This window comes from Pseudomonas sp. 11/12A, from assembly GCF_000800055.1.
Taxonomy (GTDB): Bacteria; Pseudomonadota; Gammaproteobacteria; order Pseudomonadales; family Pseudomonadaceae; genus Aquipseudomonas; species Aquipseudomonas mohnii.
Genome location: NZ_JUGV01000001.1, coordinates 703,990 through 727,256, shown reverse-complemented (window position 1 = coordinate 727,256; position 23,267 = coordinate 703,990). Strand labels below are relative to the sequence as shown.

Below are 23,267 nucleotides of genomic sequence, written 5' to 3'. Positions count from 1 at the left end.
CGAAAACTGCGTAACTCATTGTTTATCAAGGAGTTTTCCGTTTCGACTGCGCCGGAAGTGGGGCGAATTATAGGCTTCCAGAATCTGCCGTCAAGCACTGATTTGGGTTTTCTATCAGACAGACAAAATCACCGCTTATATATAGACGTGCCTGCAACGATTGCGCAGTATATTGCCCATTACCAAGAACAATACCCCAAGCTCTCTACCTTCGGACGATGCCACTCAATGAATGATCAGCCTCGCAGCCTTGCCTCGACCTTGTTTTCGGTCGGCCTGCTATTAATAGCCATGGCATCGATCCAGTCCGGAGCCTCCCTGGCCAAAAGCATGTTCCCTATTGTCGGCGCACAGGGAACCACCACTCTGCGCCTGATCTTTGCCAGCGTAATCATGCTGCTGTTGCTCCGACCATGGCGGGCGAAGCTCACGGCAAAATCTCTGCGCACTGTCATCGTCTATGGCATGGCGCTGGGCGGAATGAACTTCCTCTTCTATATGTCTTTGCGCACGGTTCCGCTAGGGATCGCGGTGGCGCTGGAGTTCACCGGGCCATTGGCGGTTGCCATCTACGCTTCACGCCGAGCTATCGACTTTTTATGGATCGCCCTGGCAGCTGTCGGTCTCCTGCTATTGATTCCCACAGGAGCAACCACAGCGAGCATCGATCTGGTGGGTGCCGGTTATGCATTGGGGGCCGGTGCCTGCTGGGCGCTGTACATTCTTTTCGGCCAAAAGGCCGGTGCCGACAATGGTGTGCAAACCGCCGCGCTGGGGGTAATGATTGCTGCGCTGTTCGTAGCCCCCATCGGGATTGTTCATGCGGGTGCCGCGCTGCTGACCCCCTCACTGATCCCGATCGCCCTCGGCGTCGCCATTCTCTCCACCGCACTGCCTTACACCTTGGAGATGGTCGCCCTCACTCGCATGCCGGCCAGGACTTTCGGCACATTAATGAGTATTGAACCCGCTATTGGCGCCCTTTCAGGGTTGCTGTTCCTCCACGAGTACTTGTCGCTGTCACAGTGGATGGCCATCCTGTGCATCATACTGGCTTCCGTCGGTGCCACCATGACGATGGGCAGTACCGCAAAGCCCGCTGTTGCGGCAGATTGATACAGGAATTGACGAGACTCTGGTATTTACCGCTCAATTAGGCCATGTTTAGGCCCGCAACCCAGTGACAAACATGGACTTTTCAAGACAGGGATATCAGAACGCTTCATGCGAAAGCGATTACAGCCGAACCCGGGCAAAAGACCCGGGACGCTACAAGGACAGCAATGAAACGAATTTTGATACTGATCGCCGTACTTGCAGTTGCGGGCTGCGCGGCGACATCCCAAACCCAGATAAAACACGGCAAGAAAGGACTGCATATCAACTGTTCCGGGCTGTCGTCTTCCTGGGACAAGTGTTATGCGAGTGCCGCGAACTCATGCGCCCCCAAAGGCTACAAAGTCATCGCCAAGTCAGGGGATGTCGTGGAAGAACCGGGGGATTACCCTTTTGGCCTCAATCCGGCCGGGTATACAAGCCGCAGCATGATCGTCATCTGCAAATAGCTTGAAGCCGCCGTGTCAGGCTCTCGGACTTGCAATCTGGCGGCTGGTCTCATCATAACTGGACTTCAGCACCCTGCGCTGCAGCTCCGGAGTAACGAGCATCCGAGCCACCACCAACGCCCCGATGCATTGCGACAGAATGGCCCAAGCCAGGCTGTCGCTCTCTAGCACCTGCGCCCAGCTTTCCTGAAGCTGGCAGATCCAGTGCTCTGCCTGCTGCCGTATCACTACGTCGGAACGGGCGATCTCGGCACCCAGGACCGGTAATGCACAACCGGTTTCCGGATGATCGACGTGGGACATGCTCAAGTAATGCTTCAAGCATCGCTCGAGTTTATCCCGGTCCTGATCAGCCCCCAGTCGTTCCAGGCTTTGACGCAACTCACGCTCGACAATGGACGCGAACAGCTCGTCCTTCGACGAGAAATGGTTGTAGAACGCGCCCCCGCTCAAACCGATCGCTTTCATCAAGCCGTCCACGCCCACACTGGAAAAACCAGACTTCTTGGCCGACACCGAGCTGCTTTGCAGCAGTTTTTCCTTGGTTTCCAGCTTGTGATTGGCCGAGTAACGCATTGCCTTCCCCCTGAGTTGATCGCCTTGACGCTGGCCCGATCGTAGCATAACGTTCGTTCAGTTAACGATCGTTTATCAAAGGGCTACCCATGAATAACAAGAAGGTCGTACTGGTTGTAGGGGCAGGTGATGCCACAGGTGGCGCCATCGCCAAACGCTTTGCACAGGAAGGTTTCATCGCCTGCGTCACACGGCGCAGTGCGGAAAAACTCCAGCCGCTGGTAGATTCCATCAAGGCCAATGGTGACGAGGCCCATGGTTTTGCCTGCGATGCACGCAAGGAAGATGACGTGATCGCACTGGTCGAGCAGATCGAAAGCGAAATTGGCCCCATCGAGGCGTTCGTGTTCAACATCGGCGCCAACGTGCCTTGCAGTATTCTCGAAGAAACCGCCCGCAAGTATTTCAAGATTTGGGAAATGGCCTGTTTCTCAGGGTTTCTCAATGCCCGTGAAGTGGCCAAACGCATGGCCAAACGGGAACGGGGCACGATCCTCTTCACCGGAGCCACTGCTGGAATGCGTGGTGCCGCAGGCTTTGCCGCATTTGCAGGTGCCAAGCACGGGATTCGTGCATTGGCGCAAAGCATGGCTCGCGAACTAGGGCCGATGAACATCCATGTCGCCCACATCATCGTCGACGGCGCCATCGATACCGATTTCATCCGCGACAACTTCCCCGAAAAGTACGCGACCAAGGACCAGGACGGCATCCTCAATCCCGATCACATTGCCGAGAACTACTGGTACCTGCACAGCCAGCCACGCGACGCCTGGACCTTTGAACTGGACCTGCGCCCCTGGAACGAACGCTGGTAAGCCCTCCCGAATAACAATAAGCAGAGAGCATCAACCATGAGCAAAACCGTGGAATTCTATTTTGACCTGGGCAGCCCGGCCACCTATCTGGCATACACGCAACTGCCAAAGATCTGTGAGCGAACCGGCAGCCAGCTGACCTATATTCCGATCCTGCTCGGCGGCGTATTCAAAGCCACCGGCAACGCCTCGCCAGCGACCGTCCCGGCCAAGGGCCGCTACATGTTTCAGGACCTCGACCGTTATGCCAAACGCTACGGCGTGCCACTGAAATTCAACCCGCATTTCCCGATCAACACCTTGATGCTCATGCGCGCCGTCACCGGCATGCAGCTGCGCCATCCAGAGCGCTTTGCCACCTTCATCGATTGCCTGTTCAAGGCGCTTTGGGTCGACGGTCGCAGCCTCGACGAACCGGCCACGGTTGCGGCAGTGCTGACCGAGAACGGCTTTGACCCCAACGAAGTGCTGACCCTGACCGCCGATGAGCACATCAAGGCCGCGCTCAAGGACAACACTTAGAAAGCGGTGCAACGTGGCGTTTTCGGCGCACCCAGCATGTTTGTCGATAATCAGCTGTTCTTCGGCCAGGACCGTCTGGACTTCGTCGTGGAAGCCCTGGGTTAAATGTCGATGACCAACCGCCCTTGCGCCGCTCCCGACAGGAGCAGCTCATGGGCGGCCTCGGCGGATTCCAGGTTGAACCGGTGCGGATCGAGAATGGGCACCACACTGCCCGCTTCTATCAGCCGCGCCGCCTCCTGAAGGATACGGCCATGGTGCTCACGCCCCTTCCCTGTCAACAACGGTAACAAGGTGAACACGCCGGAATAGGTTGCTCCGCGAAAGGACAGCGGTGCCAGGCTGTGCTGCCCCCAACCGAGGCAACTCACCACATGACCGTGATAGACCCGCGCCGCCTTGAATGACGCATCCAGGGTTTCACCGCCGACCGTGTCATAGACAATGTCAAAACCCTCCCCGTCGGTGTGCTCAGCCACATAGGCCTCCACCGACGTCTTGCGGTAATCAATGAAGGTCGCGCCCAAGCCTTCGATGATTTCCTGCTGTCCCATCGACCCGGTGGCGAACACCTTGGCACCGAACGCGCGGGCGATTTGCACCGCCACATGACCGACACCTCCCGCACCACCGTGAATCAGCACTTTCTGACCCGCACGCACCCGAGCGCGGTCAACCAATCCCTCCCATGCCGTAATCAACACCAACGGCAATCCCGCCGCTTCGCGCATGCTCAGATTGACCGGCTTGCGCGCCAGCAGACGCGCATCGACCACCGCGTACTCAGCCAGTGAACCCTGGACACCGCCGATCCCCGTCGCCATGGCATACACCTCGTCGCCGGGCAGCCAATCACTGACGTCCTCGCCTGAGGCTTCGATGGTGCCCGCCAGATCCATACCCAGTACCGCTGGCAGTGACTGGCGCGCGTGGGTGGCCTGCCCCGATCGGATTTTCCCGTCCAACGGATTTACCCCGCTGGCAGCGACCCGCACCAGTACCTGTCCGGCTCCGGGCACCGGTCGCTGAATCGAAGCCAGGCGCAGGGGGGCATTAGCAGAGTCAACCATCAGCGCGCGCATATGCAGTGAGTCATTCATTTCGGCTATTCCCGTCAAAGGTGGTGGTAGAGCCATCTTCCAGCACGCTACTCATGCCGATAAGACGCCAAATAGCTATAGTGACCATGCCCATTTGGCATCAATGAGAAATCCCGTGGACAAACTCAATGCAATGGCCATTTTCGTCCGGGTGGTCGAACGCGGCAGCTTTTCCGCCGTCGCCCGGGAAATGCAGACCAGCCAGCCGACCATCAGTAAAGTACTGCGCGCCCTGGAAACCGAACTGGGTGGAAAGCTGATCACACGCAGTACCCGTCGTTTATCCCTGACCGATGAAGGCCAGCGCTACTACAGCGAATGCCGACAAATCCTCGCCGCCGTCGATGCAGCCGAGCACAGTTTCCAATCCGGCAGAGAAATGATCGCCGGTCACCTGCGCATCGGCTCGTCGGTCAGCTTTGGGCGCTTGCAGATTGCTCCGCGCCTGCCGGCATTCCTCAAGCGATATCCAGAGATTGAAATCGACCTGCAACTGAATGACCAGAACCAGGACCTGGTCAGTGAAGGTCTGGATGTGACGTTCAGGATCGGGCAATTGAATGACAGTGGCCTGATCGCTCGTCACATCGGCACCACCCACCGGGTAACCGTCGTAACTCCCGCCTACCTCAAGCAACACGGTCAACCACAAACACCGCAGCAATTGAGCGAACACAACTGCCTGCTATTCAACCTGCTGAACAGTCAGAACCTGTGGGTTTACGAGCGCGACGAACAGCTTCACGAGGTGCGGATCAAGGGCAACGCCCAAAGCAATAACTCCGAGGCGATCCGCGAGATGGTGCTGGGAGGCTTGGGGATTGCGTTATCGCCGGTCTGGCTGTTCAGCGAGGATCTGAAAGCCGGCAGAGTGACAGCGATTCTGCGCGAGTACACCGCGCAATCACTGCCAATACATGCGGTGTCCCCGGCGAATCGTCGCCAATCCGCCAGGGTCAGAGCCTTTGTCGACTACATGAGCCAGGCACTACAAGCAGCGCCCGAACTGCAGGCGGTCAAATAGCCGCGGTACGGGTGTTCAACCACTCCAGTGCCGCACCGTCGAGCAACGGGCTCAAGCGCTTGCGCACTTCGGCGTGGTAAGCATTGAACCACTGTTTTTCTTCTTCCGACAGCAGCGACGGCTCCAGGCAACGGGTGTCGATCGGGCACAGGGTCAAGGTTTCGAACTTCAGGAATTCGCCGAATTCGCTGGTGCCCGCTTCGCGGTTCATCGCCAGGTTTTCGATCCGCACACCCCAGCGGCCTGGGCGGTAAGTGCCTGGTTCGATAGAGGTGATCATGCCCGGTTGCATCGCGGTTTGCGGTGCGGGTGCGGCCTGGTAGGCAATGACTTGCGGACCCTCGTGAACGTTGAGGAAGTAGCCAACGCCGTGACCGGTGCCATGGCCGTAATCGACGCTTTCGGCCCAGATCGGCGCACGGGCAATCGAGTCCAGCAGCGGCGACAGGATGCCTTTCGGGAATTGCGCACGGGACAAGGCAATCACGCCTTTGAGCACACGGGTGCAATCGCGCTTCTGCTCGGCCGTCGGTGTACCGACCGGGACCATCCGCGTGATGTCCGTGGTGCCCCCCAGGTACTGGCCGCCGGAATCGATCAGCAGCAGACCATCACCTTCGATCACCGCGTGTTCTTCTTCGGTGGCGTGGTAATGCGGCATGGCGCCATTGGCGTTGAACGCGGCGATGGTGTTGAAGCTCAGCGACACATAACCCGGACGGCGCTCACGGGCGGCGGTCAGTTTCTCGTCGATGGTCAGCTCGGTGATGCGTTCGCTGCCCGTGAGTGCCGAGTCCAGCCAGGTGAAGAATTCGCAGAGCGCCGCGCCATCCTGCTCCATGGCCTGACGGATGTGCTCGGCGTCAGCCAGGCTTTTTTGCGACTTGGCCAGGGTGGTCGGGTTCAAGCCTTCGATCAACTTGACGCCGCTGTCGAGGTTATCCAGCAATCCCGCCGTGACTCGCGCCGGGTCGACCAGCAAGCTCGCCCCTTTCGGTACTGCGCGAAGCGCGTCGGCCACTTCACTGTAATCGCGCAGGGTCACGCCGTCCTGTTCAAGGACCGCACGCAGCTCGGCATCGACCTTGCTCAGCGCCACGAACAGGGTTGCCTGCTGCTGGCTGATCAAGGCGAAGGAAACGAACACCGGATTGAACGACACATCGCCGCCGCGCAGGTTGAACAGCCAGGCGATGTCATCGAGGGTGGCGATGAAATGCAAGTCAGCGCCGCGCGCCAGCAGGGTTTCCCGCAGTTTGGCGAGTTTTTCGCCACGGCTGACGGTCGCCTGCGGAGGCAAGTGCTGATAGATCGGTGCATTCGGCAGGCTCGGGCGGTCGCTCCAGACCTCGCTCAACAGATCGATATCCGTGCGCAGACGAGCGCCACGCTCCTCCAGCTTGCCGCTCAACGTACGTGCGGAGGCCACGGCCATCACCGCACCATCGACCGCGACCACACCGCCTTCCGGGGTTTGCTCGGCCAGCCAGTCCAGCGGCCCCGGTTGACCCGGTTGCAGCTTGACCAGTTCGATGCCGCTGCCCTTGAGTTCCTTGGTCGCCTGCTCCCAGTAACGGCTGTCGGCCCAGACGCCAGCAAAGTCCGCAGTCACGATCAGGGTGCCGACCGAGCCATGGAAGCCCGACAACCACTGCCGCCCCTGCCAGTAACCCGGCAGGTATTCGGACAGGTGCGGGTCCGCCGACGGCACCAGCAGGGCGTGAATGCCCTCGCGGCTCATCAGTTCACGGGTTTGCGCCAGGCGCTGGGGCACCGATCCATTGATCGAAGACTGCGTACTCATCATGACTCCTGCTAACCACTCATCATTATTGTTTAGCGCCGATCGGTGTCGGCGCTTCGAGGCACTACTGCCAGAATGCCGGAGCACTGGCGCAGGCCGTTTTAATCAGTTGTACCGCTTGATCGATATCCTGCTCGGTGGTGAAACGCCCCAGGCTCAAGCGAATGGTGCGACTCGCCAAACGCGCGTCATGCCCCAGGGCCAGCAGCACATGGGACGGAGCATTGCTTGCGGAATTGCAGGCCGAGGTCGCGGAAAACGCGATCGACGCGAGCAACGCCGCCGAATTGAACTCGCCCTCACTGAAGGTCAGGCTCAGGGTATGAGGGATGCGCCGGGTCGGGCTGCCATTAAGGCGCACGCCGGGAATACCCAGCAATTGACCGAGCAGGCGTTCACGCAGTCGCACGATCAAGGCTTTTTCGTCATCGAACGCAGCTGCCGCCAGGGCGAACGCCGCGCCCATGGCGGCAATCTGGTGAGTGGCCAGGGTCCCGGAACGCAGGCCGCCTTCGTGACCACCCCCGTGAATCTGCGCCTGTAAACGCTGGTGCGCGCGCGGCCCGACATACAACGCACCAATGCCTTTGGGGCCATAGAGTTTGTGCGCCGAGAACGACATCAGATCCACCGGCCATTGCGCCAGATCGATCTGCACTTTGCCCGCACCCTGCGCCGCATCGACATGAAACAAGGCGTCGCGATCGCGCACCACCTGGCCGATGGCCGGGATGTCGTTGACCGTGCCCAGCTCGTTGTTGACCAGCATCAGCGACACCAGGAAGGTGTCCTCGCGCATGGCTTCGCTGACGGCTTGCGCGGTGATCAGGCCGTCGGCGTCAGGCACCAGATAAGTCACTGCCACACCCGCGTCCTGCAATTGTCTTGCGGTATCGAGGATGGCCTTGTGTTCGATCTGGCTGGTGATGATGTGGCCGCCGGCAACGCCGCGGGCCTGGGAAACGCCCTTGAGGGCAAGGTTGTTCGATTCGGTTGCGCCGGAAGTCCAGACGATCTGTTCAGGCGTGGCGCCGACCAGTTCGGCGACCTGGCGCCGTGCCTGCTCGACCGTTTGCCGGGCCTGTTGGCCGAATGCGTGGGAGCTGGATGCCGGGTTGCCAAAGTTGCCGCTGAAACCCAGACACTCGACCATGACCTTGATGACCCGCTCATCCACCGGCGTGGTGGCGGCATAGTCGAAATACAACGGACGTTTATTCATAAAAGACTCGCAGAGCGTGTTCCGGGATCAGGAGGCTCGTCACTGTAAACATCAACACGCAGCCTCGTGAGCGGCGCCCGGTTTCAGAACGTTACCAATACCTGATCGGATGCTGTTAAAGAAGTACCACTTCATTAAAAGTGCGTAGGAACGCTCCTGAAAAGCGAGCTTAACAGGCATCGGGCGACCGGTTGAAGCAATGCGTCAGCGAAAGCTTTCGAGCAACAGCGGATACAGCGAAGCCACCAGCAACGCGGCCATGCCCCAGTTGAACAGGCGCAACCAGCGACGGTCCTTCAGGACGTTGCGCAACAGCGTGCCGCACGCAGCCCAAACGCCAACGCTCGGCAGGTTGATCAGGGCGAATACCGCGGCAATCACGATGACATTGGTGAAATAACCCTGCATCGGCGTGTAGGTACTGATGGCACCAATGGCCATGATCCAGGCTTTGGGGTTGACCCATTGGAACGCAGCGGCGCCGAGGTAGCTGATGGGTTTCCCCCCAGCCTGTTCGCCGTCCGAGACCGGCCCGGAATGGGCGATTTTCCACGCCAGATACAGCAAATACGCGGCACCGACATAACGCAGCACGGTGTAGAGCAATGGATACGTCTGAAACACCGCGCCCAGGCCAAAGCCCACCGCCACGACCAGCACGAAAAATCCGCAGGTAATGCCGAGCATGTGAGGAATGGTGCGGTTAAAGCCGAAGTTCACGCCGGATGCCAACAACATCGTGTTGTTTGGGCCAGGCGTGATTGAAGTGACAAGGGCGAACAGGGCGAAGCCCAGCAGCAGATCAAGCGAGAGTGTCATGGGAGGCAGTCCATCAGGGTCAATCAGGTAACGACCCTATCGCACACCCCGGGGGAAACCCACGGACAGTTGGGTAAAACTTCCGGCAGTACAGTTTTCGCTTAGCTCGGGCGACCGTGCAGCTGTACAGCGCGTCCGGCGTTCATCTCACCCTGCTTGTCGAAGCCGAACGATTTTTGCGGTTCGCCGAGCAATTCAGCTTTTTTCGCTTGGTATTCATCGAAGGACAGACCCCGGCGATTCAACGCCTCCAGCGCAAGCTCCCTGGATTCTTCAGCGGTGTAAGGGCGCAACTCCGGCGAAGTCTGGCTGGCGCATCCGGCGAGAACGGAGACGGTCAGCAACAACAACGTGGCGATCAGAGGTTTCATGTTCAGGCGTCCTGGCATCTGGGTTCGGGGCAATGAACACAGGCTACTCGCGCCTTTGGCCGGGTAAAAATCATCGTGCTCGATAGTCGCTATCGAGTTTTCCTGATGGTGCCAGACCGCAGGCGCCGTCTCGGGGGCGTGTCGACCTGAACTTCGCGCTGTTCCAGGTGCCGTCATCGCTGGCAACCCAGCTCTACAGGGCCCCTTATATATCCAAATGATCTATAAATATCAATCAACGATCTTTTGAGGAATAACAAATTGCCTTTATAACAACGGCATCCGCTGACGCACTGTTGCTCATGCAACTGTTCGCCAGGCAACAGTCAATCAACAAACAGCCCTTAGAAATCAACAGCGCGGCCTGATCAACTCGCCGCAAGCCCCGTAAAACGTGGCTTCGAGGGATTGGTACAGCTCTTGCTCAATGGGGAAAAGCCCAGTGATGACTCACTGCTCCCACAGCAACTGTTTAAAAAGGAACTGATCATGTCGCGTCCATTGAAAGTCGTTGCCGTCTCCGGCGGCACCTGGCGTCCCTCCCGCACCCTGGTGCTGACCCAAGCGCTGTTGGCGCAGCTGGCCGAGCAACTGCCGATCGAGAGCAAGTTGATCGAACTGGGTGACATCGCCCGGCCATTGGGCGCGGCGCTGTCTCGCCAGGAACTGAGTGAGGACGTCGAAGCCGAACTGCAAGCGATTGAAAACGCCGATCTGCTGATTGTCGCCGCGCCGGTTTATCGCGGTTCCTACCCTGGCCTGCTCAAGCACCTGTTCGACCTGATCGATCTGAATGCACTGGTCAACACCCCGGTACTGCTGGCCGCCACCGGTGGCAGCGAACGTCATGCGCTGGTGCTCGATCATCAGCTGCGCCCCCTGTTCAGTTTTTTCCAGGCGTTGACCTTGCCGATTGGCGTCTATGCCACCGAAGCCGATTTCTCCAATTACCAGATCACCAGCGAACTGCTCAGGGCCCGCATTCAATTGGCTGCAGAACGCGCGGCGCCGTTGTTCGGCGTGCACCCCAACAATCTGCTGAAAATCGCTTAAGGAACTCGTCATGGATGTTTTCTGGTTTCTGCCGACCCACGGCGACGGGCATTACCTGGGCACCACTCAGGGCGCACGCCCGGTCACCCTCAACTACCTGAAACAAGTGGCACAGGCCGCGGACAGCCTCGGCTACCACGGCGTATTGATCCCCACCGGGCGTTCCTGCGAAGACTCATGGGTGATCGCTTCAGCCTTGGTGCCGCTCACCGAGCGCCTGCGTTATCTGGTGGCGATCCGCCCGGGCATTATCTCGCCCACCGTATCGGCGCGCATGGCCGCCACCCTGGATCGGCTATCCGGTGGCCGCTTGCTGATCAACGTCGTGACCGGCGGCGATCCCGACGAAAACCGTGGCGACGGCAGCTTCCTCGATCACAGCGAACGCTATGAAGTCACCGACGAGTTCCTGAAAATCTGGCGCCGGGTATTGCAAGGCGAATCGGTGGACTTCGAAGGCAAACACCTGCGGGTCCAGAACGCCAAGGCGCTGTATCCACCGGTGCAGAAACCTTATCCGCCGCTGTACTTCGGCGGCTCGTCCGATGCCGCACACGACCTGGCCGCCGAGCAAGTCGATGTCTACCTGACCTGGGGCGAACCACCGGCCGCCGTGGCGCAGAAACTCGCCGATGTCCGTGAACGTGCCGCCCGTCACGGGCGCACCGTGAAGTTCGGGATTCGTTTGCATGTGATCGTCCGCGAAACCGCTGAAGAAGCGTGGAAAGCCGCAGACAAACTGATCGAACACATCAGCGACGAAACCATTGCCGCCGCACAGAAGTCGTTCTCGCGCTTCGACTCCGAGGGTCAACGGCGCATGGCCGCGCTGCATGACGGGCGGCGCGACAACCTGGAGATCTCGCCCAATCTGTGGGCCGGTGTCGGCCTGGTGCGTGGCGGTGCCGGGACGGCGCTGGTCGGCGACCCACAGCAGGTCGCCGCGCGCATCAAGGAGTACGCGGACCTGGGGATCGAGAGTTTCATCTTCTCTGGCTACCCGCATCTCGAAGAAGCGTATCGCTTTGCCGAACTGGTCTTCCCGCTGCTGCCCGAGCCGTACGCGAGTCTCGCCGGGCGTGGCGTCACCAATCTCACCGGGCCGTTTGGCGAAATGATCGCCAATGATGTGCTGCCGACCAAAACCAAGGCCTGACCCACGCACTACCTGCAGGAGCGAGCCTGCTCGCGCTGGTCGTCAACGATGACGCTGTCATTCAGACATCCCGTGTAATCGTTGTCCTCCATCACGAGCAGGCTCGCGCCTACAGGGGATCTGCGTCTTTTTAAAAGGAAAACAGCGTGACTGCCAAGCCGCAAAGCGCCCTGATCCCCCCATTGCAGACCGCCCGTCAATTGGCCGCCGAATTTGCCCTGACCGCCGTCGAGCGCGACGAACGCGGCGGTACACCCAAGGCCGAGCGTGATGCGCTGCGCCACAGCGGGCTGCTCGCGTTAAGCATTCCCACCCGGTTCGGCGGCCTCGGCGCCAACTGGAGCGAAACCCTGACCATCGTGCGGGAGTTCGCCAAGGTCGACAGTTCAATTGCCCATGTGTTCGGCTTCCATCACCTGATGCTCGCCACCGTGCGCCTGTTCGCCCGCCCCGAACAATGGCAGCCATGGTTTGAACAAACGGCGCGCAAGAACTGGTTCTGGGGCAATGCCCTCAACCCGCTGGACACCCGCACCGTGGTGAAAAAACTCGATGGCTGGCGCGAGTTTTCCGGCAAGAAAAGCTTCTGCTCCGGCGCCAGCGATTCGGAGATGCTGATCGCTTCGGCGGTGGACGAAAGTGCCGGCGGCAAACTGTTGATCGCCGCCATCCCCAGCGGTCGCAGCGGCATCACCTTGCACAATGACTGGAACAACATGGGCCAGCGCCAGACCGACAGCGGCAGCGCCACCTTTGAACGGGTGCGGGTCGAAGAATCAGAACTGCTGCTCGATCCAGGTCCGTTGAGCACGCCGTTCGCTTGCCTGCGCCCACTGATTGCCCAGCTGACGTTCACCCATATGTTCCTCGGCATTGCCGAAGGCGCCTTCGAAGAAGCGCGCCAATACACGCTGACCGAAACCCGTCCATGGCACAAATCCAGTGCCCGGGAAGTGAGTCAGGACCCTTATGTACTCGGCCACTACGGTGAATTCTGGGTGGCTCTCGAAGGTGTCCGACTGTTGGTGGAACGCGCGGCTGATTTGCTCGACAAGGCTTGGGCGAAAGGCCCGAACCTGAGCGCCGGAGAGCGCGGACATCTGGCCACCGCCATCGCCACGGCCAAGGTCGCCGCCACGCGCAATGGCCTGGAACTGTGCAGCCGCTTGTTCGAAGTCACCGGCGCACGCTCGACCCATGCCTCGCTGCGCCTGGACCGCCACTGGCGCAACCTGCGCACGCAAACCCTGCACGACCCGGTGGATTACAAACTCCATGAACTGGGTGACTGGGCGCTGAACCAGGCCCTGCCGATTCCGACTTTCTATTCATAGCTTCCCAACCAAGGAGCGTGCCCCATGCAATTGCTGACCTTACCGCCCTCGCCCGCTCTGGCCACGTCGATCCGCGCCACGGCCCAGGTGTTCGAAGACCCGAAATCCCAGGCCTTGCTCGCCCACTTGCAACAAGTCGCCCCGAGCGAAGCCAGTGTGTTGATCATTGGCGAAACCGGCACCGGCAAAGAGCTGGTGGCGCGCCATATCCACAACCTCAGTGCCCGGCGCAACCGGCCGTTTGTGGCCGTGAACTGTGGTGCGTTCTCTGAATCACTGGTCGAGGCCGAGCTGTTCGGCCATGAAAAAGGCGCTTTCACCGGCGCCCTCAGCGCCAAGGCCGGCTGGTTCGAGGAGGCGGACGGCGGCACCCTGTTCCTCGATGAAATCGGTGATTTGCCGATGGCCATTCAGGTCAAGTTGTTGCGGGTGCTTCAGGAACGTGAAGTGGTGCGCCTGGGTTCGCGCAAGAGCATTCCCATTGACGTGCGGGTGCTGGCAGCGACCAACGTGCAACTGGAGAAAGCCATCAACGCCGGCCATTTCCGCGAGGATCTGTACTACCGGCTGGACGTGGTCAGCCTGGAGCTGAGCCCGCTGCGTGATCGCCCCGGCGATATCCTGCCCCTGACCCGTCACTTCATCGACGCCTACAGTCAGCGTCTCGGTTACGGCAGCATCACCATCAGCAAAGAAGCCGAACTGAAACTGCGCAGCTACAGTTGGCCGGGCAACATCCGTGAGCTGGAAAACGTCATTCACCACACCCTGCTGATTTGCCGCAACGGCATCATCGAACGTGATGACCTGCGCCTGTCCAACATGCGTATCGAACGCCAGGACGATCACCACACCCAGGTCGACGATTGCGCCGAAGCCCTGCTCGACCGGGCGTTTCAAAAGCTGTTCGAGGAACAGGCCGGTGCGCTGCACGAAAAAGTCGAGGACGCCTTGCTGCGGGCGGCCTATCGCTTCAGCCACTACAACCAGGTGCACACCGCCGCGCTGCTGGGCCTGAGCCGCAACGTGACCCGCACGCGCCTGATCAAGATCGGCGAACTGGCGGTGAACAAGCGACGACCGACGGAAAACGTGCAGGGCGAGCGCTTGATGCAGTTGTCCATTTAGCAGTCGCTCGGGAACGTGGCTATTGGCATCCGGGTCAGACCTGAAATAGCGGCTCGGCCATCGCGGGCAAGCCACGCTCCCACAGGGTTTGGGTCGTTTGCACATTTCGTGAACGACCCAAAAAGCTGTGGGAGCGCGGCTTGCCCGCGATGGCGTCCTTGCCCTCAATAGATAATCAGAACCCCGGCGCAATCTGCCCCTTGTAGCGCGTCAAAATGAACTGCCGAACCTCATCGGAGTTCAACGCCTTGGCCAGTTTCTGCACGCCTGGGTCGTTGATGTTGTCTGGTCGCGCCACCAGGAATTCGACGTACAGACTCTTGCCCTTCTCGACGATCAACGCACTGTTGGTGTCGATCCCCGCTTCCAGCGCGTAGTTGGCGAATACGAACGCCAGGTCCACCTGGCTCACCGAACGCGCGAGCAGCGCACCTTCCAGCTCACGGATTTTCAGGTGCTTGGGGTTTTCGGCAATGTCCCGTTGCGTCGCCAGGGTGTTGCTCGGGTCCTTGAGCTTGATCAGCCCCGCTTCGTGCAGCAGCACCAGGGCGCGACCAGTGTTCACCGGGTCGTTGGGGATCGACACGGTGGCGCCGTCCTTGAGCTCTGAAATGTTTTTGATCTTGGTCGAATAAGCCCCGAACGGTTCGATGTGCACACCGACCACCGGCACCAGGTCGGTGTGGCGGGTCTTGTTGTAGTCATCGAGAAACGGCCGGTACTGGTAGTAGTTGGCGTCGAGGTTCTTCAGCGCCAGCTGCTGGTTGGGCTGGATGAAATCGGTGAAGACCTTGATGTCCAGGTCCACGCCTTCCTTGGCCAGGGTCGGTTTGACGAATTCGAGGATTTCCGCGTGCGGCACCGGCGTGGCGCCGACGGTCAGTTTTTCGTTGGCGTGAACGCTCAGTGAAATCAGGGCAGCCAGAACGGCCAGGTTCTTTTTCATGTTGTGCTCCTAGGCAGATTGAGTGGCCGTCGTGGGGCGGACGTGGGGCCGATTTTTGGTTTTGAACAGAATGTTTATCGGTGGCTGTAGCGCGCCACCAGTCGGTCGCCGCTCATTTGCAGGGCCTGGACCAGGATCAACAGCAGCACCACGGTGACCACCATCACGTCGGTCTGGAACCGCTGGTAGCCATAGCGGATCGCCAGGTCACCCAGACCACCGCCGCCGATCACCCCGGCCATCGCGGTGTAATCCACCAGCACGATGGCAGTGACCGTCACCGCCGCCAGCAGCCCTCCCCGCGCCTCGGGCAGTAAAGTGAAGCGGATGATTTGCCAAGTGTTGGCGCCCATGGCCTGGGTCGCCTCCACCACACCGCGATCGACTTCGCGCAATGCGGTTTCCACCAGCCGCGCGAAGAATGGCGTGCAACCGACCACCAGCGGCGGAATGGTCCCCGGCACGCCCAGGGACGTGCCCACCAGTAAGGTGGTCAGGGGAATCAGCACGATCAGCAAAATGATGAACGGCAGCGAACGCAGCATGTTCACGATCACCGACAGCACCCGGTAAACCCCGACAGCTTCATGCAACTGGCGCTTGCCGGTGAGGAACAGCAGTACCCCCAGCGGCAGACCCAGCAACACGGTGAAACCAAGGGCCGCACCGAGCATGCTCAGGGTGTCGAGACAGGCCTGGCCGATGTCGGCCCAATAAATGTTCTTGAACAATTCAGCCATGGTCACGACCAGTCATGACGCGGCGGTCTCACGCCGTTGAGCAGCCAGTTGCCGACCACGTGGTATTTCCAGCGCACCGGATCGTGCAAGGTATGCACCCGCGCGTTACGCCAGTGGCGGTCGAAATTGTGTTTCTTCAGGGTCGAACGAGTACCGCCCAGTTCAAACAGCTTGTTAGTCGCTTCAATGGCGATCTCGGTGGTCAGCACCTTGGCTCTGGCCACGGCCAGGGACGCCAGGGCCACGTTGTCCTCATCCGGTGCCGGGCGCGCCGCGTCCAGTGCCCGTCCTGCCCGTTCCAGCAAGGCTTCGGCGGCCTCCAGACGAATGTCCAGGCCACCGACCTGAATGATGGTCAGCGGATCTTCGCTGGCCCTTTCCACACCCGCGTCGATCCATGGCCGGGCGAATTGCCGGACAAAAGCTATGGTGTCGCGCAGGGCGGCGCGGGCAATGCCGGCATCAATGGCGGCGGTGGTCAACTGGGCGAACGGGCCGGCCAGGGTCGGGCTTTCATAAGAACGATAAGTCGGGAACAGGTTGAACGCCGAGACGTGCAGATCTTCGGCCAGCACGGTGCCGCTGGAGGTGGTGCGCTGGCCGATGCTGTCCCAGTCGTCGACGATCACCAGCCCTTGAGTGCCTCGCTGGACAAACGCCAACTGGCCATTCTGCTCTTCATCCAGCGCCAGCACCGCGAGCCAGTGCGCATACAACGACCCCGTGCAATAACCCTTGCGTCCGTTGATCACATGGCCGTCGCCGTAACGGCGGATGGTCGCCTGAATGTCCTGCACATTCTTGCCGCCGGTTTCCGACAAGGCGTTGGCGAACCGATGCCCCTGCAGTGCCAACTCAAAGAAATGCGCCTGCTGCTCCGGCGTGCCTTGCAGACGAATGTCTTCCAGCAGGCAGTAGTGGTTTTGCGGGATCTGCCCCAGGGATGGATCGGCCGCCGAGATGATCGCGATCACCTGCGCCAGCACCGCGGAGGACACCTGCGCTCCGCCAAATTCCTTGGGCACCGTAATGCCCCACAGGCCGCTATTGGAGAACAGATCGACGATATCGGCGGGCACCTGGCGGGTGCGATCACGTTCGGCGTCCTGCTCCAGCAGAATCGCGGCGACATGCTCGGCCACGCGCAGGGCTTCGGCTTCGCTGGCGATCCGGTGGGCGGCCGGCGGGTTGATCGGATAAACGGCAGATTCAGACATACAAGACTCTCGATACCAGTGTTTACCGAAGGTCATTGCAGCTTCTGTGCCTGACTGCAAGAGCCCGTGTTTTCGGGCACTTCAACGGGTTCTGGCGGGTTCGACAATGCCGAAGTCAAGGCAATCTGTTGCTTCACTGTTGATTGCCGGACAGTGGCGCTGCTGCCGAGCGCTGTGATCTTTTTGTGAACTTGGCGAGTGCTGAAGATCAAACACAAGACATCGCCTTTTTCGTCAGGACCTACACTGGGAGTCCTGCCGAACAGCAGCGAAACGAGATCTTCCATCTACAACAAATCAGGGAGAACGATCATGAGCGTCAAACCCATTCCAGAGGGCTATCACAGCATCACCCCGTACCTGGGCATCAAAAAAGCGGCCGAAGCCATCGATTTTTACAAGAAAGCCTTCGGCGCCATTGAGGTCATGCGCCTGTCCATGCCCGACGGCGGCATCGGCCATGCCGAACTGCGCATCGGTGACTGCCCGATCATGCTCGGTACACCGTGCGATCAAGGCCCGTTGAGCAATCCGGACCAGTCGCCGTCCGTGGGACTGCATTTGTATGTGACCGATGTGGACAAGTCGTATCAGCAGGCTATCGCGGCTGGCGGCATTGTGGTGTCGGAGGTCAAGGATCAGTTTTATGGCGACCGTTCAGGGACGTTGAAAGACCCCTATGGCCATCTGTGGTTTTTGGCCTCGCGCAAGGAAGATCTGACCCAGGAACAGATCGAACAGCGGGCGAAAGAGATGTTTCAGCAGGGTTAGTGATTTCATGTGTGGCGTGGGGGCAACAAGTCTCCCGAAAGAAACGCCCCTCGAAATACGAAACATTTTCTTTCATATCCCTCTTCGGGATTTCCCATGTTCATCCGTCTTATCTAGATGCAGTCCTGTCGCGCCGGTAAAAGCCGCGTCCGGACCCGGATCGACCTCATCGCTGCGAAGCCCGTGGCAGAGGCCTTCTCATCGAACCAAGACCCTTGATCATGTCGAAGAAATCCCGTTCCAAAATCTGGTTTCTGGTCCACAGCTGGCTGGCGCTGCCGATCTGGTTTTTTGTCCTGATCGTCTGTGTGACCGGCACCCTGGCGGTGGTCAGTCAGGAAATTCTCTGGCTGGCCAACCCGCCCATGCGCGCCAGCCAGCCCTCGGACGATGCACCACGGCTCAACTACGACCAGATTGTCGCCGCCATCAAGAAGGCCGAGCCCGACACACTGATCGAAAGCATCAGCCGGCCCGACGAGTCGCACTTTGCCCTGGACGTGGAAGTCAGCTACCCCGACGGGCGTTCGGCGACGGTCTACGTCAATCCGTACACCGGCGCCATTCAAGGCACGGCCCCGCCCTTTGACTTCAAGGCCTTTACCCGAGCGCTGCATGGCTGGTGGCTGGTGCCGTTCACCCATGGCTACAGTTGGGGCTGGTACCTGGTGTCGTTCCTCAGCCTGCCGATGCTGGCGTCCCTGGTGACCGGGCTGGTGGTGTACAAGCGTTTCTGGAAAGGCTTTTTTCGTCCGACCCTGCGGATTCGTCACGGGGCGCGAATTTTCTGGGGCGATTTTCACCGCCTCAGCGGCATCTGGTCGATCTGGTTCATCGCGGTGATTTCCGTCACCAGTACCTGGTTCCTGATCCAGGCGTTCTTGTTCGATAACCGGATCTCGATCTCCACCGAACCGGTCGCCGCCGTGGTACCCCGTGAAAGCGTACCGCTCAGCGCCGATGGTTCGCCGGCACCGATGATCAGCCTGGAGACCGCGATCCGCCAGGCCAGGGCGCGTATTCCCGGACTCGACGAGGGTTTTGTCAGCCTGCCCGACAATGCCTACAGCTATCTGTCGGTGGGCGGTCGCAGCGGGTATCCGTTGATGTACCAGACCGCGGACATCAACCCCTATACCGGCGACGTCGCCGCCACACGCCTGCTCTCGGACCGCTCGGGCCTGGAGTGGGTGACCGAGTCCATGCGGCCGCTGCACACCGGAGATTTTGGCGGGATCTGGATCAAGCTGATCTGGTTTTTCTTCGGCCTGCTGCTGAGCATGATGGTGCTCAGCGGCCTGTTGATCTGGACCAAGCGAACCGCCCTGGCCACGGCCAATGCCCTCAAGCGCAACCACAAAACGTCGCGCAGCCAGACGGCTGCGACCATCCGCCATGAGTCCACGCAGGTCAGCCAATGAACCCGGTCGCCGCTGAAAAACCGCGTTCGCCGTTGAGCCGTTTCTGGCACAAGTGGCGCTTTCACATCAACGTTCTGCTGTTGCTGGTGCCGCTGGGTTTCATGCCCGAGTATTTCGCCGACGCTGCGCTGTCCCGGGGTGACACCGGCCTGGGCGAACGGGACATCGGCGAAGTCACCGTCGGTCCATGGAGCCTGCGCCTGGCCGAGTTGCATAACGAGGCCCCGCAGCTCGATGGCCCGGCCGGCTACATGAAGAGTTTCAACGCGGCGCTGTGCGCCAGCTGCCGCGAACAGGTCAAGGCGACTTACCTGCGCATCGGTAAACCGCGCAGCCTGCGCGCCGCCGGGGTGATTTTCGTCGGCACGCCGTACCGCATGAGCGCGATGTTGCCGATCCCGGCCAGAACCAGGGCCGACGCGGAACTGTGGATCACCATGGAAGGTTGGGACGGCGCGATGCACCAGGCATCCATTCCTCTGAGCCAGGCCTCCCCCGCCACCCTCGCCTGGCTGAGCACACAAAGAGGTACACCATGATCGACCCTATTCGCCAGGTGAGCGCCGCACTGCTGATGTTCAGCGCCAGCGCCCTGGCCCATAACCCGATATGCGAATGCAAAGCCATCGACGCCGGGCAGATCAAGTGCACGGGCGGTTTTTCCGATGGCAGCGGCGCGCCTGGCGTGACCCTGGATGTGATCGGTTACGACGAAACCATTCTCGTGTCGGGCAAGCTCGGCGCCGATTCGACCCTGACCTTCAAGAAGCCGGAAACCGAGTTTTATGTGCTGTTCGACGTGGGGCCCGGCCATGTGGTCGAAATCGATCAGGCGGACATTGCAACCCCATGAGCCGCCTAACCACGCCGATCGTGCGCCGGGCCGGGTCTGAACCTGGAAAAGCCCGCTGACCGCACTCTCGATCAGCTTTCTATGCCGGCAGTACCAAGCCTTTGTGCATGGGGATGGCACACAGACCCGCGACCGTGAAGCGCCGGGAACAGGGCCGATAGCCCAGATGCCGGTAGAACCCTTCGCCGGTTCTGGTGCTATAGAGACGCGCCTGCTGCTGGCCCTGATTGATCAACCAGCCCTCGAGGTCTTGCACCAGCGCTTGCCCGGCGCCGCGACGAAACCACTCCGGTTGTACATAACAGAACACCACCTTGCCGTTGCTGGCGGCCATGGCGACACCCACGGGTTTGTCCTGCAACAGGGCAATATTCAGGTACAGCCGTCGGTCGCTCAACCAGGGCTGGATGTGTTCGATGGTTTTGTTGTGGGTCCAGGTGGCGACGGTCAGCGGATTGTTGCGATGGTCGAGTGCACAACCGACGCGGATGGAGCGATCGATGATCCGGCTGATGATACCGGCGTCGGCCGGGGTGGCCTTGCGGATCTGTATGGATGCTTCCATGGCGCTTTGCCCTCAATCCATTGAGTGTGGCCAACCATAGTCCCGCGAGTTCCGGGCGGCCAATGGAGAGAAATTACTTTTGATGTGCGACAAACAACCTATGGGGCGGACTTGCCCGCGATGGCGGCGAAACAGCCAACATTGAGATTCAATGTAAGGGCCTCATCGCGGGCAAGCCCGCTCCCACAGGGTCTTATAGTGTTGATCAGACCGGTTGCAACGGCATCGTCAACTCAACCCGCAACCCGTCCGGTCGACTGTCGAAACGCAGGGTGCAGCCGCAGCGCTGGACGATGGCCTGAACAATCGCCAGGCCAAGGCCGCAGCCGGTGCTTTGACCGTTGCGCCAGAAGCGTTGGGTCAAGTGCTGCAGATCGTCTTGAGCAATGCCCGGCCCGTGATCCCGCACCACGAACTGCACGCGATCGCCGCTGGTTTGCAAACTCAACTCCACCGGACCTTCGCCAGAGGTATGGCGCAGGGCGTTGTCCAGCAGGTTGCGCAACGCCGCGATCGACAGCACGGCGGGCATCTGCACCGGGGCGTGCGAAAACCTGGCCGGCACCTCGAACCGGATACGCTCGCGATCACCGCCGGCCGCATCTTGTATCGCCAGTTTCGCCACTTGCTCGGCGCTGCATTGCACGCCGTCATCGAACGACAGACTGCCTTCAACCCGTGCCAGCAACAGCAATTGCTCCAGGGTCCGGTGCAGGCGGTCGGCCCCCTCTTCGGCCCGGGCCAGGGACTGATCCCGCGCGGCACCCTCGGTCATGCGCGCCACCTGCAGGTGGGTCTTGATCGCGGTCAAAGGGCTGCGCAACTCGTGAGCCGCATCGCCGGTCAGTCGGCGCTCACGCTCGATGGTCTTGCCGATTCGCTGGAACAACTGATTCTGCGTATCCAGCAAGGGTTGCAGTTCGCTGGGCAAAGGCTGGACCTGCAAGGGCTCGAGCGAATCAGGGCTGCGCCGCATTAGCGCATCGCGCATGCGATTGAGCGGCGCGAGCCCTTGGCCGATCCCCAGCCACAGCAGGCACAGGCAAACGAGCAGCGCTACGCCCACCGGCACGGAAGCGGCCAGCAGGATCGACATGTTCAACGCCTCGCGCTCGATCTGCCGGTCGGCGGTGGTGATCCGCAGATCGCCACGGGCCAAGGTGAAACTGCGCCACGGCGCACCATCGATCATCTGATCGTGGAAGCCCATTTTCTCCGCTTCCAGGGTTTGTCCCGGATCACTGTGGCTACGGGCAAGAATTTCCCCGCGCAACGAACTGACCTGACAGGCCATGCCACCGGGGATATTCAGTTGTTCGGCGCTGAAATGGGTGCCCTCGCCCTTGCTCGGCACGGGCGGCAATTGCTCCATCAACCCGGCCACCATCCGCGCCGAGGCCACCAGCCGCTGGTCGAGGGAAAACATCATTTGATTGCGCAGGTCGCTGAGCATCCAGGCCGCAGCCAGCGCCCAGATCAGCGCAAACGCGGCACCGAGCGTCAGGCTCAGGCGCAAACGCAAACTCATCACTTCTGTGGTTCTCCACCATCAGCCGGTCCCAGGCGATAGCCCAGGCCGCGCACGGTCTCGACAATGCCATTGCCGAGTTTGCGCCGCAGGTGATGGATGTGGACATTGAGGGCGTTGCTTTCCAGCTCGTCGTTGAACCCGTAGACGCTGTCCTTGAGCTGCTCGGTCGACAATACGCGGCCACGGTTGTGCAACAGGGCCTGCAACAGCGACTGTTCACGACGCGACAGGTCCACCGGCTGGCCGGCGAGCGTGGTCTCGCGACTGCTCGGGTCATAGGTCAGGGCACCGTGTTCGATCAGGTTGACGCTGCGTCCCGCCACCCGACGCAACAAGGTGTGCAGGCGTGCAGCCAGTTCACGCAGGTCAAAAGGTTTGAGCAGGTAGTCGTCGGCACCGGCCTGCAGGCCGTCGACGCGGTCCGTGACCGAGTCCCGGGCCGTGAGGATCAACACTGGCAACTCCAGGCCGTTGTGACGCAGTTGCTGCAATAACTTCAGACCGTCCTCGTCAGGCAACCCGAGGTCGAGCACCATCACATCGAATTCCGCGACCTTGAGCATCGCCCGGGCGGCGGAAGCCGTGGCCACATGCTCCACGGTCAAGCCCTGGGCGGAAAGGCCGGCGACGATGCCGCTGGCGATCAACTCATCGTCTTCGCAAACCAGAACGTGCATGAAAAGCCTCGCAGAAATAAAGCGGATTAGGCCGGCGACCGATTAAGCGGACAT

Annotated in this window: 25 protein-coding genes and 1 pseudogene; 13 read left to right on the top strand and 13 right to left on the bottom strand. The window is 60.4% G+C overall.

Annotation, left to right across the window (positions count from 1 at the left end; translation table 11 throughout):
- Nucleotides 1–228 precede the first annotated feature (228 nt).
- Both rhtA and GQ39_RS03445 read left to right on the top strand, forming a co-directional pair.
- Nucleotides 229–1,116, top strand: coding sequence for a threonine/homoserine exporter RhtA (gene rhtA / locus GQ39_RS03450; RefSeq protein ID WP_047527321.1), 888 nt, complete (start codon nucleotides 229–231; stop codon nucleotides 1,114–1,116).
- Nucleotides 1,117–1,283: 167 nt separating this feature from the next.
- The gene (locus tag GQ39_RS03445; protein WP_047527319.1) at nucleotides 1,284–1,565 is read left to right on the top strand and encodes a hypothetical protein; all 282 of its coding nucleotides are present in this window, start codon (nucleotides 1,284–1,286) and stop codon (nucleotides 1,563–1,565) included.
- Nucleotides 1,566–1,580: 15 nt separating this feature from the next.
- Here the strand turns inward: GQ39_RS03445 and GQ39_RS03440 are convergent, their stop codons facing one another.
- A complete protein-coding gene (locus tag GQ39_RS03440) occupies nucleotides 1,581–2,141 on the bottom strand; it encodes a TetR/AcrR family transcriptional regulator (RefSeq protein WP_047527317.1) in 561 nt (186 codons plus the stop codon).
- 89 nt (nucleotides 2,142–2,230) lie between these two features.
- Between GQ39_RS03440 and GQ39_RS03435 the strand changes: the two genes are divergently transcribed.
- Both GQ39_RS03435 and GQ39_RS03430 read left to right on the top strand, forming a co-directional pair.
- A complete protein-coding gene (locus tag GQ39_RS03435; RefSeq protein WP_047527315.1) occupies nucleotides 2,231–2,959 on the top strand; it encodes an SDR family oxidoreductase in 729 nt (242 codons plus the stop codon).
- A 36-nt stretch (nucleotides 2,960–2,995) separates the two neighbouring features.
- Nucleotides 2,996–3,586 (top strand): annotated as a pseudogene (locus GQ39_RS03430) (2-hydroxychromene-2-carboxylate isomerase).
- On the opposite strand, the gene GQ39_RS03425 reads toward GQ39_RS03430, so the two are convergent.
- A complete protein-coding gene (locus GQ39_RS03425; RefSeq protein WP_047527314.1) occupies nucleotides 3,583–4,581 on the bottom strand; it encodes a zinc-dependent alcohol dehydrogenase family protein in 999 nt (332 codons plus the stop codon). The pseudogene GQ39_RS03430 and the gene GQ39_RS03425 overlap by 4 nt on opposite strands.
- A 103-nt stretch (nucleotides 4,582–4,684) precedes the next feature.
- On the opposite strand from GQ39_RS03425, the gene GQ39_RS03420 reads away from it, so the two are divergent.
- Nucleotides 4,685–5,605, top strand: coding sequence for a LysR family transcriptional regulator (locus tag GQ39_RS03420; protein WP_177329317.1), 921 nt, complete (start codon nucleotides 4,685–4,687; stop codon nucleotides 5,603–5,605).
- Here GQ39_RS03420 and GQ39_RS03415 read toward each other — a convergent pair.
- The 4 genes from GQ39_RS03415 to GQ39_RS03400 all read right to left on the bottom strand — a co-directional run bounded on the left by GQ39_RS03415 (nucleotide 5,598) and on the right by GQ39_RS03400 (nucleotide 9,821).
- Nucleotides 5,598–7,409, bottom strand: a complete 1,812-nt coding sequence (locus tag GQ39_RS03415) for an aminopeptidase P family protein (RefSeq protein WP_047527310.1) — start codon at nucleotides 7,407–7,409, stop codon at nucleotides 5,598–5,600. The two genes, GQ39_RS03420 and GQ39_RS03415, sit on opposite strands and share 8 nt — an antisense overlap.
- A 64-nt stretch (nucleotides 7,410–7,473) precedes the next feature.
- A complete protein-coding gene (locus tag GQ39_RS03410) occupies nucleotides 7,474–8,631 on the bottom strand; it encodes a cysteine desulfurase family protein (protein WP_047527308.1) in 1,158 nt (385 codons plus the stop codon).
- A gap of 204 nt (nucleotides 8,632–8,835) precedes the next feature.
- Complete coding sequence (locus GQ39_RS03405) at nucleotides 8,836–9,450, bottom strand: LysE family translocator (protein ID WP_047527306.1); 615 nt, start codon at nucleotides 9,448–9,450, stop codon at nucleotides 8,836–8,838.
- 101 nt (nucleotides 9,451–9,551) lie between these two features.
- Nucleotides 9,552–9,821 carry a hypothetical protein gene (locus GQ39_RS03400; protein WP_047527305.1) on the bottom strand — a complete coding sequence of 90 codons (270 nt, stop codon included), beginning with the start codon at nucleotides 9,819–9,821 and terminating at the stop codon, nucleotides 9,552–9,554.
- A 489-nt stretch (nucleotides 9,822–10,310) separates the two neighbouring features.
- Here GQ39_RS03400 and msuE point away from each other — a divergent pair, with 489 nt between their 5' ends.
- The 4 genes from msuE (at nucleotide 10,311) to GQ39_RS03380 (ending at nucleotide 14,492) form a co-directional block, all read left to right on the top strand.
- Nucleotides 10,311–10,874, top strand: coding sequence for an FMN reductase (msuE, locus tag GQ39_RS03395; protein ID WP_047527304.1), 564 nt, complete (start codon nucleotides 10,311–10,313; stop codon nucleotides 10,872–10,874).
- 10 nt (nucleotides 10,875–10,884) lie between these two features.
- Nucleotides 10,885–12,030: an FMNH2-dependent alkanesulfonate monooxygenase gene (gene ssuD, locus GQ39_RS03390; RefSeq protein ID WP_047527303.1), complete on the top strand. Its 1,146-nt coding sequence runs from the start codon at nucleotides 10,885–10,887 to the stop codon at nucleotides 12,028–12,030.
- 146 nt (nucleotides 12,031–12,176) lie between these two features.
- Nucleotides 12,177–13,364 (top strand): acyl-CoA dehydrogenase family protein, encoded by a 1,188-nt coding sequence (locus GQ39_RS03385; RefSeq protein WP_047527302.1) that lies wholly within the window; start codon nucleotides 12,177–12,179, stop codon nucleotides 13,362–13,364.
- A 24-nt stretch (nucleotides 13,365–13,388) separates the two neighbouring features.
- A complete protein-coding gene (locus GQ39_RS03380; protein WP_047527301.1) occupies nucleotides 13,389–14,492 on the top strand; it encodes a sigma-54 interaction domain-containing protein in 1,104 nt (367 codons plus the stop codon).
- Between the two features lie 175 nt (nucleotides 14,493–14,667).
- Here the strand turns inward: GQ39_RS03380 and GQ39_RS03375 are convergent, their stop codons facing one another.
- The 4 genes from GQ39_RS03375 to GQ39_RS03360 all read right to left on the bottom strand — a co-directional run bounded on the left by GQ39_RS03375 (nucleotide 14,668) and on the right by GQ39_RS03360 (nucleotide 17,682).
- Nucleotides 14,668–15,438: a MetQ/NlpA family ABC transporter substrate-binding protein gene (locus GQ39_RS03375; RefSeq protein WP_047527299.1), complete on the bottom strand. Its 771-nt coding sequence runs from the start codon at nucleotides 15,436–15,438 to the stop codon at nucleotides 14,668–14,670.
- Nucleotides 15,439–15,512: 74 nt separating this feature from the next.
- On the bottom strand, nucleotides 15,513–16,178 hold the full coding sequence (locus GQ39_RS03370; protein ID WP_047527298.1) for a methionine ABC transporter permease: 666 nt from the start codon (nucleotides 16,176–16,178) through the stop codon (nucleotides 15,513–15,515).
- 2 nt (nucleotides 16,179–16,180) lie between these two features.
- Nucleotides 16,181–17,395 (bottom strand): SfnB family sulfur acquisition oxidoreductase, encoded by a 1,215-nt coding sequence (locus GQ39_RS03365; protein ID WP_047527296.1) that lies wholly within the window; start codon nucleotides 17,393–17,395, stop codon nucleotides 16,181–16,183.
- A gap of 32 nt (nucleotides 17,396–17,427) precedes the next feature.
- The gene (locus GQ39_RS03360) at nucleotides 17,428–17,682 is read right to left on the bottom strand and encodes a hypothetical protein (RefSeq protein ID WP_047527294.1); all 255 of its coding nucleotides are present in this window, start codon (nucleotides 17,680–17,682) and stop codon (nucleotides 17,428–17,430) included.
- A gap of 25 nt (nucleotides 17,683–17,707) precedes the next feature.
- On the opposite strand from GQ39_RS03360, the gene GQ39_RS03355 reads away from it, so the two are divergent.
- The 4 genes from GQ39_RS03355 (at nucleotide 17,708) to GQ39_RS03340 (ending at nucleotide 20,440) form a co-directional block, all read left to right on the top strand.
- Entirely contained in the window at nucleotides 17,708–18,166 is a 459-nt protein-coding gene (locus tag GQ39_RS03355; protein WP_047527292.1) for a VOC family protein, read from the top strand.
- Between the two features lie 221 nt (nucleotides 18,167–18,387).
- A complete protein-coding gene (locus GQ39_RS03350; protein ID WP_047527290.1) occupies nucleotides 18,388–19,587 on the top strand; it encodes a PepSY-associated TM helix domain-containing protein in 1,200 nt (399 codons plus the stop codon).
- On the top strand, nucleotides 19,584–20,126 hold the full coding sequence (locus GQ39_RS03345; RefSeq protein ID WP_047527288.1) for a hypothetical protein: 543 nt from the start codon (nucleotides 19,584–19,586) through the stop codon (nucleotides 20,124–20,126). Before GQ39_RS03350 ends, GQ39_RS03345 begins: the two co-directional genes overlap by 4 nt.
- Nucleotides 20,123–20,440, top strand: coding sequence for a hypothetical protein (locus GQ39_RS03340; protein WP_047527286.1), 318 nt, complete (start codon nucleotides 20,123–20,125; stop codon nucleotides 20,438–20,440). The genes GQ39_RS03345 and GQ39_RS03340 overlap by 4 nt, the downstream gene beginning before the upstream one ends.
- A gap of 79 nt (nucleotides 20,441–20,519) precedes the next feature.
- Here GQ39_RS03340 and GQ39_RS03335 read toward each other — a convergent pair whose 3' ends face one another.
- The 3 genes from GQ39_RS03335 to GQ39_RS03325 form a co-directional block, all read right to left on the bottom strand.
- The gene (locus GQ39_RS03335) at nucleotides 20,520–21,005 is read right to left on the bottom strand and encodes a GNAT family N-acetyltransferase (protein ID WP_047527285.1); all 486 of its coding nucleotides are present in this window, start codon (nucleotides 21,003–21,005) and stop codon (nucleotides 20,520–20,522) included.
- A 205-nt stretch (nucleotides 21,006–21,210) separates the two neighbouring features.
- A complete protein-coding gene (locus GQ39_RS03330; protein ID WP_047527283.1) occupies nucleotides 21,211–22,536 on the bottom strand; it encodes an ATP-binding protein in 1,326 nt (441 codons plus the stop codon).
- Nucleotides 22,533–23,213 (bottom strand): response regulator, encoded by a 681-nt coding sequence (locus GQ39_RS03325; protein WP_047527280.1) that lies wholly within the window; start codon nucleotides 23,211–23,213, stop codon nucleotides 22,533–22,535. Before GQ39_RS03325 ends, GQ39_RS03330 begins: the two co-directional genes overlap by 4 nt.
- Nucleotides 23,214–23,267 lie beyond the last annotated feature (54 nt).